Here is a 9,252-nt window from a genome sequence, read left to right as displayed (position 1 = left end):
CTCTTCCGATTGACGAATACCGCGGCAAGATCGAATCAGCCTTCTCGACCCCCGGTTTGACGATACTCACCGCACCGCCTGGAACGGGTAAATCAACAAGGGTTCCGGCCTATTTGTCAGAAGCATCAAGTGGGGGTCGTATCGTGTGCATCCAGCCTCGTCGAATTGCAGCTCGATCTCTGGCTTACCGAGTTTCCAAAGAGAGAGCCCAGAACGTTGGCGACGAAGTAGGCTATCGCGTTCGCTTCGATCGCAAGATCTCGAGCAAAACCAAAATCGAATATGTTTCTCGGGGAGTCTTTCTCAGGGAAATTCTTTCAGACCCTCACTCTCTGAATCGCTATCACGCAGTTCTGCTGGACGAGTTTCATGAACGCCAGTTAGAGATCGACTGGATTTTTGGCCTTCTACTATCGCAGCGAGAGAACTTTCCCCATCTCCGAGTAGGAGTCTTTTCTGCCACACTCGATCCAAGACCTATTCAAACCATTTGGAGCGGTTCGCGCCTGATTACGGTGAAATCTCCGCTCTACCCGGTCCATATTAGCCATCAGAAGAAACCAGGGCAGTTCGATACAAGACTACTCATCGAACGTTCGATCACCGCCGCCTTGGAGAGCTACCGGTCTGGACAAGATCCTGATTACCTGATTTTTCTCCCTGGATATCGTGAGATTCATCGCGTTATTGATGGACTTCGACATCAGAAAGAGTTTCGCGATTGGGACGTTGTGCCTCTCTCGGGAGAGCAAAGCCCCGAGGAGCAGGATCAGGCGATCCGCCAAGGGCTACGCCCGAGAATTGTGGTCGCTACCAATCTCGCCGAGAGCAGTCTTACGGTAGAAGGGATTCGCACAGTAATCGACAGCGGCCTTGCTCGCCGGATGGACTATGACCCCGCTCGGGGTATCAACCACTTGCGCACCGTACGCATCTCTTCTTTCTCCGCGAAACAAAGAACTGGAAGAGCTGGTCGGATCGGTCCAGGCACCTGCATTCGTCTTTGGTCTGAACCCGAAGAAGAGTCTCTCCCAGAACAAGACTCTCCGGAATGTCAGCGCCTGGATCTTGCGGACTGGTATCTTCGCTCCGTCGCTTCATCCCAGCTCTCGCCATCCTCTTTTCCCTGGATCGATTCACCTCCCGGCGAAAATATCGAACACGCAAAGTGGCTCCTTCAACAGCTGGGTGCGATCGACGCGGATCAGGTCACGGCCCTTGGGCACCGTTTGCTCGCCCATCCGGTTCACCCGAGAATAGCAATCCTTCTCGAAAAAGGAGCTGAGAAAGGTGCCTCGTCAACGAGCGCGCTTCTCGCCGCCTTGATAGAAGAGGACCCCATTTTTCAACGAGGTTCGGACGCGGAGGATCACTTTGTGGAAAAAACAGACCAAGCCGACTTCTTTGCCGATATTCGCGCACTCAATTCCATTCTTCAAAATTCCGAGACCGTTCCCGTCAATGGCTTGCGGAGAAGAGTTGCTCATCGTGTCATTCACCAGGCCAGACGCCTTCAGATATCCCACAATGATGAAAGGGATAACGAAGAAACTCTCCGGAGAGTCTGTTTAGCCGCATACCCCGACCGTATCGCCCGTCTTGTCAACCGAGGAACCGCAACCTACCAATCAAGAGACGGCACATTTGGTAGGATAGATCGGAATACCCGAATCCAACCAACCGAATGGATTCTTGCACTTGAGAAACGAGAGTTGATGGTCAAGGGCACCCGAACCGTCGTCCTTTCTTCAATCGTCAATCTTTCATCTGAATGGATTCTTGAGGATCTCGCTCAGAGCCTTTGTGAAGAGTCAGCGGTCGAAGAAGACTCCTCTGGTCAGCTGCTTGAACAGAACTTGATTAGGCTCGACCACCTTGTTGTCCAACGCAACACCCTCGGAAAGGCTTCTGCCGACATAAGAGCCAGCTATTTCGCAGAATCAGCAATGACAGGCGGGATCCCCCTTCGCCAGTGGAATGACTCGGTCAACCGATGGATCGCCCGAGTTGAGTGCCTAAGACACTACTTCCCCGAATATGAGGTCCCCTATTTTGATGAAGCGGCTAAACGCACAGTCCTTGAATGGGTCGCGTTTGAAACGACGACCCTGAAACAGTTTCGGAACGCTGAGATTCTGCCTACGCTCAAAAATTGGATGAGTAGAGAACTACGAGCTCTCCTTCCGACAATGATTCCCGAACACTTCTCTATTCCCAAACGCAAGAAGCCGGTTTTCATCGATTACACGGAACCCGTATCGCCCTCTGTGTCACTTCGTATTCAAGAAGCATTTTCACTCGATAAGCATCCCTCTATCGCAGATGGACGCTGTCCCCTGACCGTCCATCTTCTTGCACCCAATCACAGACCAGTCCAAACCACACAGGACCTTCAGGGATTCTGGGCGAACAGCTACCCGGCCATTCGAAAAGAACTTCGCGGCCGATACCCAAAGCATGAGTGGCCAGAGAAGCCGTAGTTGCAGTCTCAAACGTTTCCGTATTCGTTTTTCTCCTGCAACAGTCGACGATCGTAAAATCAGCATCAAAGAAATCCAATTCAACCGATTCTCCGATTCATGGAATTTCCATCCTACTTGGAGCCCCAACTTCTCACCCAGATCAATGACCTGGAGGGAAGCCCGTGTTTTCTTTATGATGCGGGGGAGATCTTAAAACAAACAGAGGTCGTGAAGAGATTTCCGGCACCCTTTGGACTTTTCCCTCGATACGCGATGAAGGCTTGTCCCACCCGAGCAATTCTTCAGCTCATCGCATCCGAAGGCTTCGGAATTGATGCCAGCTCGGGATATGAAGTCGATCGTGCTCTCCGCGCCGGAATCGCTGCCGAAAAGATTTCACTCAGCACTCAGGAACTCCCTTCAGATTTTGCAGATTGGGTAAAGGCCGGAGTTCAGATCAACGCTTGCTCGCTCTATCAACTGGAACGCTACGGTTCTGTATTTCCCGGCACTCGAATAGGACTGCGTTTTAACCCGGGTCTTGGCTCCGGCGGAACCGCTAAGACGAACGTAGGTGGTCCCTCATCCAGCTTCGGAATCTGGCACGAAAAAGTTGAAGAGGTCCGTGAAACGATCGAAAGGCACTCACTGACCGCTTTTCGTATTCATACCCATATTGGTTCGGGTAGTGATCCTTCCGTTTGGCAGAGAACTGCAGAGCTGAGTCTTGCACTCGTCCGGGAGTTTCCCACGGTGACCACCCTCAATCTCGGGGGCGGCTACAAAGTGGCACGGATACCGACTGAAAATGGAGCCGACATCGTTCAAATCGGAGAGCCGGTTGCTGAAGCACTCCGAGAGTTTGCCGCCGAAACCAAGCGTGAGATTCAGCTCGAAGTGGAACCGGGAACCTATTTAGTCGCCAACGCGTCCTTTCTCATCGCAAAGGTTCAGGATATCGTTGATACCCTCCCTGGAGGACATCGGTTCCTCAAGTTGAATACCGGGATGACAGATCTCCTGCGGCCTTCGCTCTACGCTGCTCAACATCCTATGAAAATCATTCCGAAAACGCATGAGAAAAGAGGAGAACAAAACTATGTCGTAGTCGGGCACTGCTGCGAATCCGGTGACCTTTTAAGCCCTTCTCCTGCGGACGCTGAGACTCTGGCTGAGCGAACTCTAACCGAAGCGAGGATAGATGATTGGTTGATCATAGGAGGCGTAGGTGCCTACTGCAGTTCGATGAGCACGAAGAACTACAACAGCTTTCCCGAAACTCCGGAGATATTGAGGGAGACGGACGGTGAGCTAAGGGTGATTCGCAAGCGGCAGAGCCTCGAACAGATCCTCGCCAACGAGTCTTGATTTCTGTTCTTCACTAGCGGAATCTTCATTGGCCGGAGAAAGGTGTAAATTGTCTAAAACGCAATTATCTTTGGGACCTGTCCAAGAGACCCTTCTGATTCCACTCTTAGGGCGAGCGGTTGAGACCAGACGGGGAAAGGGCCTGATTCATGACCTGAAGGCAGTCAGTATCGTCGATCAGATCAATTATGATTTTTCCCAGTGGAAAAACGTAAGGAGCATTACCGACACAACGGTTCGCACGCGAATGATCGATGAGGATGTTTCCGCATTTCTTGAGGAGCATCCCACTGGGAACATTGTCGAAATCGGTTGCGGCCTAAACACCCGTTTCGAACGCTTGGACAACGGCAAAGCGATTTGGCATGAGTTTGATCTTCCCGATGTCATCGAGCTGAGGAAGAAGTTCTTTCTTCCCACTGAACGTCGCTTCACCAGAGACGCGAACGTTCTTTCGGATGATTGGTTTAGGGGTATCCGGGCAGATCAACCTACCTGTTTTGTCGCTGAGGCCGTCCTTATCTATCTGAACAATTCGCAGGCGGAACAGGTCCTTAGCACGATAGCCAGCCATTTTTCTAATTCTTGGATCATCACCGACACCACGCCTTCGGTAATGGTAGAGACTCAGGCCAGTCACGACGCGATGAAACACTTGGAGAAGAAAAGCTGGTTCCAATGGTGCTGCGATCATCCGAAGGATCTCGAAAAACTTGGGCTGCGCCTTCAAAAGTCCCAAGGGCTTTATGAAGCGAAACCACACATACAAAAAAGACTCTCTCTGAAAATGAGAGTGGTCTACAAGTTCCGGTTTTTCTGGAAAGAAGGCATCCGTAATTATCGAATCAATCTGTTTTTCACAGACCCGTAACCAAGGCCTCTCCCAAAATTCACCTCGTCAAATAAGCTAGGAACGTTTTACCGTCTGGTGATGAAAGCAAAGATATTGGTGACTGGAGGAGCGGGATATATTGGCTCCCACACCACCGTAGAGCTTATCGAGCAAGGCTACGAAGTTGTCATCATTGATGATCTGTCCAACTCCGAAGAGAGCGTTCTCGACGGCATTGAGGAAATTACCGGAGTCCGTCCAGACCTTGCACAGTTTGACCTGTGCGATGAATCGAAGTTGGAACTTTTCTTTCAGGCGCATCCGGATGTGCAGGCGGTTATCCACTTTGCAGCAGCCAAGGCAGTCGGAGAGTCCGTCGAAAAGCCCCTTCATTACTATCGAAATAATCTCCTTTCACTCATCAACCTTCTTGAGGTTCTTCCCAGCACTGATGCAAGGGGTCTCGTCTTTTCCTCATCCTGCACGGTCTACGGAGAGCCTGAAAAGCTACCGGTAACCGAGGCAGCACCCGTCAAAGCGGCCATGTCTCCCTACGGAAACACCAAACAAATCTGTGAAGAAATCCTTATCGATGCGATCGCTACCGGGGTAGATTACCGGGCTGTTTCTCTCCGCTACTTCAATCCAATCGGGGCCCACTCTTCAGCTAAGATCGGTGAGCTACCCAGAGGCGTGCCAAACAATTTAGTCCCTTTTATCACCCAGACTGCGGCAGGCGTTCGCGAAAAAGTTCGGATCTTTGGAGACGACTACAATACCCCTGATGGCACCTGTATCCGCGACTATATTCATGTGGTCGATCTCGCGAAGGCTCATGTCATTGCAACTGAGCGCATTCTTGATCGCACCGGGCTCTCAGACTACGAGTTCTTCAATTTAGGAACTGGCAGAGGTAGTTCGGTGAAGGAAATCGTCGATACCTTTGAAGAGGTCTCGGGAAAAGTGTTGCCGAAGGAAATCGCGCCAAGGCGGAGCGGAGACGTGGAGGCGGTCTATGCCGACACCCACCTTGCCAACGAAGTTCTAGGGTGGAAAGCAGAGCTTTCTCTCAAAGAAATGATCTCCAGTGCATGGGAGTGGGAAAAATACGTCCGGGGACGTTAGTGGCTCAAGGTGCGCTACGATCGTCGAAGCGTCTCTAATCGCTTCAATCTGACTCACTAAATGAATCCTGGGAGCATGGAAAAGTCGTAGAGTTTACGTGAATCCCTCTTTCCACAGTCACTTCTACCATCAAGTCTCATGGAAGGATCTTGACCAAAAAGCCAATCAATCCCTCGTTTCCCGAGCACTGCAGGAAGATTTGGAGGGGCTAGGCTTTTCCGCCGAACGTATCCATGGAGACGCTACCTCGGAGCTCTTCCTGTCGTATTCACAGAATGCGAGAGCAAAAATCGTCGCACGTGAACACGTTACCGTCGCTGGAATTCCTCTTATTCCGTCCATTCTAAAAGAGGTCGATGAAGGCCTACAATGCGAAGAGCTTGTAGAAGATGGCACCCAAGTTCCAAGCGGAGGGACGCTAGCAAGAATCTCAGGACCGGCATCTTCGCTTTTCACTGTCGAACGCACCCTTCTCAACTTTATCCAGATGCTCTCTGGAATCGCCACGACAACTAGTTCCTACGTTTCCGCCCTTGGGAACTCGTCCACCCGACTCCTCGACACTCGAAAGACCCCTCCGGGATACAGGGCTCTTTGCAAATACGCGGTCGCTGCTGGAGGTGGATGGAATCATCGCCTGGGTCTCTATGATCGGGTCATGATTAAAGACAATCATCTCGCGACTCTTGGCGGTGCAGCCGAGTTTCTCCAAGCGGTAAAGGCCTCCCGCAAGAAACGACCCGACCTCCCTATCGAAGTGGAGATAGACCACCTCAATCAACTACCCAAAGTCCTGAGAGCCGAGCCCGACGTCATCCTACTAGACAACTTTAATAAGGACGAGTTAAGCGAAGCCGTTGCCACTATTGGTAGGGCTGCCCTCACTGAGGCGAGTGGTAACATCATGCTTGAATCCTTGCCTGCGCTTGCAGATCTCGGGCTTGATTTCATTTCCACGGGAGCCACCGTTCATCGCTCCCGGTGGGTTGACGTCGGGCTGGATATTGAAAGCTGGTCCTGAGTGCTTCCGGAGTTAAAACATGCGCGCCGACGATCCTGACGTGTTGATTCTCCGCGCTCTTCTCGCAGAGCCGAATCGCTTCTCTTCTGGAGAGGAACTAGCCTCTTCCCTAGGAGTCTCTCGGGTAGCCGTCTGGAAGCGTCTGGAAAACCTAAGGAAAAAGGGATTTGAAATCGAGGCTGTGAAGCGAAAGGGCTACCGCCTGAGCGCTTTGCCGTTCGGTCTCAGCGAATCTGGGACCATTGCTCAAGTTCCAGAGCCCTGCCGACTATTGTCCCTCAACCTCTTCGAAGCAGCGGCAAGCACTAATGAGGAAGTCTTCCGCCTACTCTCGGCGAATACCCCGACTCCTTTTGCTTGTATCACTAAACGACAGCCCGGAGGAAAAGGAAGACGAGGGCGGACCTGGAGTGGCGATCTTGAAGGCAACCTATACTTGAGCCTTGGTTTTCGCCCGAATGCCATTCCCCGTCGAATGAATCTCCTGCCTATCTGGTCTGGACTACGCCTTTGCCGCCGTATCTCCACAATCACTGGACTAGACCTAAAGCTCAAATGGCCGAACGACCTCATGATCGACGGAAAGAAAGTCGCAGGAATGCTCGCTGAATCCACTCTCGAGACCGATCGGATCACTGCTCTGGTTTTTGGGATCGGCGTGAATGTAAATATGAGCCGGGAAGAGTTCCCAGCTGAACTGAGGGAGACGGCAACCGCGCTTTCCGCTGTGTCCGGAAACACGTATCCTCTCGATGCTCTAGCGGCGGCTGCAATCGAAGAAATAATCACGGCCCATGACGAGTGTATTCTCGGAGTAGACGAAGATCTGTTGTCGGATGAATGGGAGAGATTCGCCTGCTATCTTCAAAAAGAGGTCCAGATCCAGATCGACGATCAAACCACTCATTCCGGCATAATGGTAGGAATTGACCGATCCGGCTCACTTCTCATCCGAAACAAGATGGGATCGCTAAGAAGCTTTCGTGTCGGAGATGTGAGTCTGCGTTCGGGAGTGTAGTTCGAAACGAACATTCCCTGATGTAGACCCGAAGTTATGGCCCCCCTGCGCTCTGCGAGCTACGGAGGGCGCCATTCTCCGCCTCGGCCTGCTGTAAGTTCTCATCGGGTTTGGTAACTTTTCTCATAGGTTTGGTAACTTTTGTAAAAAAGTCGCCATTTGGATGAGGTTAAGGAGAGTCTCGCACCGGAGACGCATAACCTTTGAAACTACGATTCATCATCCAGTTTCAGGGTGATTGATGCTTCTACGGTTTCGCCGTTTCCAGAAAGTAAACCGACTACCACTCCGGGGACGGTTGCAGCGGGGAGAGTCACTTCAAAGTCCTGCGTCTGCGACCCTCTACCTTCCTGGAATAGGTTAAAGCCAGGCACGTCCCCACTAGCAAACACGTAAAGAGTGAAGTAGCAAAAGACGCCTCCCTGAAAACTTCCAGGCTCGCCTGTTGCAGTAACAGAAACCGATCCCTTGAGCACTATATCGGATACTGCTTGGTACCTGAACCCTATGCCCTCTCCCTCAAAAAAGCCGTTACCTTCACTGCCAGTTCCCTCTTGGAAAAAATCGGCGGTATACATTGAACCACCCGTTGAGTCATAAAAATAGTCTCCCGACTGAACTGACTGAGCAATATAGAGGCGCCAAGGCCAGTTCGATCCAGTTGTGTCCAGCGCCCGATTCACAGGCAAAGGTTGAGGGTCCAGCCCACCCTGTAGATCAACGGGCCGACTTAAGAATGAATCCAGCGATCTAGCGAATGGTCCGGCTCGCAAAATCATCACTCTGACACGATCTTGGCTACGCTAGGATCGATTTCGATTTGGCCGGCAGTGTTATCGTCGAGCACGACGTCAAGGACGATGGGCTCGCCTTCCGTGGCAGCACTTCCGCCACCTCCACCGTTTCCACCTCTCTGTTTGGTGTTGTAACGACGCAATCGGAGAAGCTCGATCATGTCCTTCAGGTTTTTCTTAGGAAGCGGAGAGGCCTCAAGGGTAGTCGTGCCTGAATAGATGTCGTAGGTTGCCCTCTGGATAGGAGTGATGACACTCGACCAGGGGCTGCCGGTGATTACCAGACTTTTGCCTAGATGGGCTGACGGATCGACTTCCTCTTCAACAATGGTCACCGTTGCTTCAATTTGTGTACCAGAAAATTCATTGAAAATTTGTTGAGCTATGCCTTCAGGGGGATCAGCAGTGCCCTCTAGGTCGTAGTCGAGCAAAACAACTCCCTCGCCTTCTGTGGCTCCAACGCTATCGAGGACGTTGAAAAATCCGTTTTGATCCGGCCCAGGTCCAGGGACATCGGGATCGTAGAAGGCGTTTCGGTACAGAATCGAAACTCCGGTAACAATGAGGTTTGAAAGCTCAACGACTGAGATCCCATCCGGGTATTGAGTGAGCGGGACTGAAAAGTTCTCCGG

At 51.7% G+C, this 9,252-nt stretch carries 8 protein-coding genes; 6 read left to right on the top strand and 2 right to left on the bottom strand.

Annotated features, from left to right (window positions below; genetic code table 11):
• The 6 genes from hrpB to AAGJ81_16130 form a co-directional block, all read left to right on the top strand.
• Positions 1–2,480: ATP-dependent helicase HrpB (gene hrpB / locus AAGJ81_16155; GenBank protein MEM0967682.1), on the top strand; the 2,480-nt coding region annotated here is incomplete at its 5' end.
• A gap of 99 nt (positions 2,481–2,579) precedes the next feature.
• On the top strand, positions 2,580–3,830 hold the full coding sequence (locus AAGJ81_16150; GenBank protein ID MEM0967681.1) for a diaminopimelate decarboxylase: 1,251 nt from the start codon (positions 2,580–2,582) through the stop codon (positions 3,828–3,830).
• A 49-nt stretch (positions 3,831–3,879) separates the two neighbouring features.
• Positions 3,880–4,701, top strand: coding sequence for a class I SAM-dependent methyltransferase (locus AAGJ81_16145; GenBank protein MEM0967680.1), 822 nt, complete (start codon positions 3,880–3,882; stop codon positions 4,699–4,701).
• 60 nt (positions 4,702–4,761) lie between these two features.
• The gene (galE, locus tag AAGJ81_16140) at positions 4,762–5,787 is read left to right on the top strand and encodes a UDP-glucose 4-epimerase GalE (GenBank protein MEM0967679.1); all 1,026 of its coding nucleotides are present in this window, start codon (positions 4,762–4,764) and stop codon (positions 5,785–5,787) included.
• 97 nt (positions 5,788–5,884) lie between these two features.
• Positions 5,885–6,808 (top strand): carboxylating nicotinate-nucleotide diphosphorylase, encoded by a 924-nt coding sequence (gene nadC / locus AAGJ81_16135; GenBank protein MEM0967678.1) that lies wholly within the window; start codon positions 5,885–5,887, stop codon positions 6,806–6,808.
• Positions 6,809–6,827: 19 nt separating this feature from the next.
• Complete coding sequence (locus AAGJ81_16130; GenBank protein MEM0967677.1) at positions 6,828–7,826, top strand: biotin--[acetyl-CoA-carboxylase] ligase; 999 nt, start codon at positions 6,828–6,830, stop codon at positions 7,824–7,826.
• A gap of 209 nt (positions 7,827–8,035) precedes the next feature.
• On the opposite strand, the gene AAGJ81_16125 is transcribed toward AAGJ81_16130, so the two are convergent.
• Both AAGJ81_16125 and AAGJ81_16120 read right to left on the bottom strand, forming a co-directional pair.
• The gene (locus tag AAGJ81_16125) at positions 8,036–8,509 is read right to left on the bottom strand and encodes a hypothetical protein (protein ID MEM0967676.1); all 474 of its coding nucleotides are present in this window, start codon (positions 8,507–8,509) and stop codon (positions 8,036–8,038) included.
• A 95-nt stretch (positions 8,510–8,604) separates the two neighbouring features.
• Positions 8,605–9,252: hypothetical protein (locus tag AAGJ81_16120; GenBank protein ID MEM0967675.1), on the bottom strand; the 648-nt coding region annotated here is incomplete at its 5' end.

The sequence above is a fragment of the Verrucomicrobiota bacterium genome, from assembly GCA_038744685.1.
GTDB lineage: Bacteria > Verrucomicrobiota > Verrucomicrobiia > Opitutales > Puniceicoccaceae > Puniceicoccus.
The sequence above is the reverse complement of the archived record's forward strand: the minus strand, read 5'-3'. Positions and strand labels throughout refer to the sequence as shown.

What these genes read in the sequence shown, in the direction of transcription:
- galE (MEM0967679.1), top strand. Translation starts at nt 4,762, where the DNA reads ATGAAAGCAAAGATATTGGTGACTGGAGGAGCGGGATATATTGGCTCC.
- AAGJ81_16130 (MEM0967677.1), top strand. Translation starts at nt 6,828, where the DNA reads ATGCGCGCCGACGATCCTGACGTGTTGATTCTCCGCGCTCTTCTCGCA.
- AAGJ81_16150 (MEM0967681.1), top strand. Translation starts at nt 2,580, where the DNA reads ATGGAATTTCCATCCTACTTGGAGCCCCAACTTCTCACCCAGATCAAT.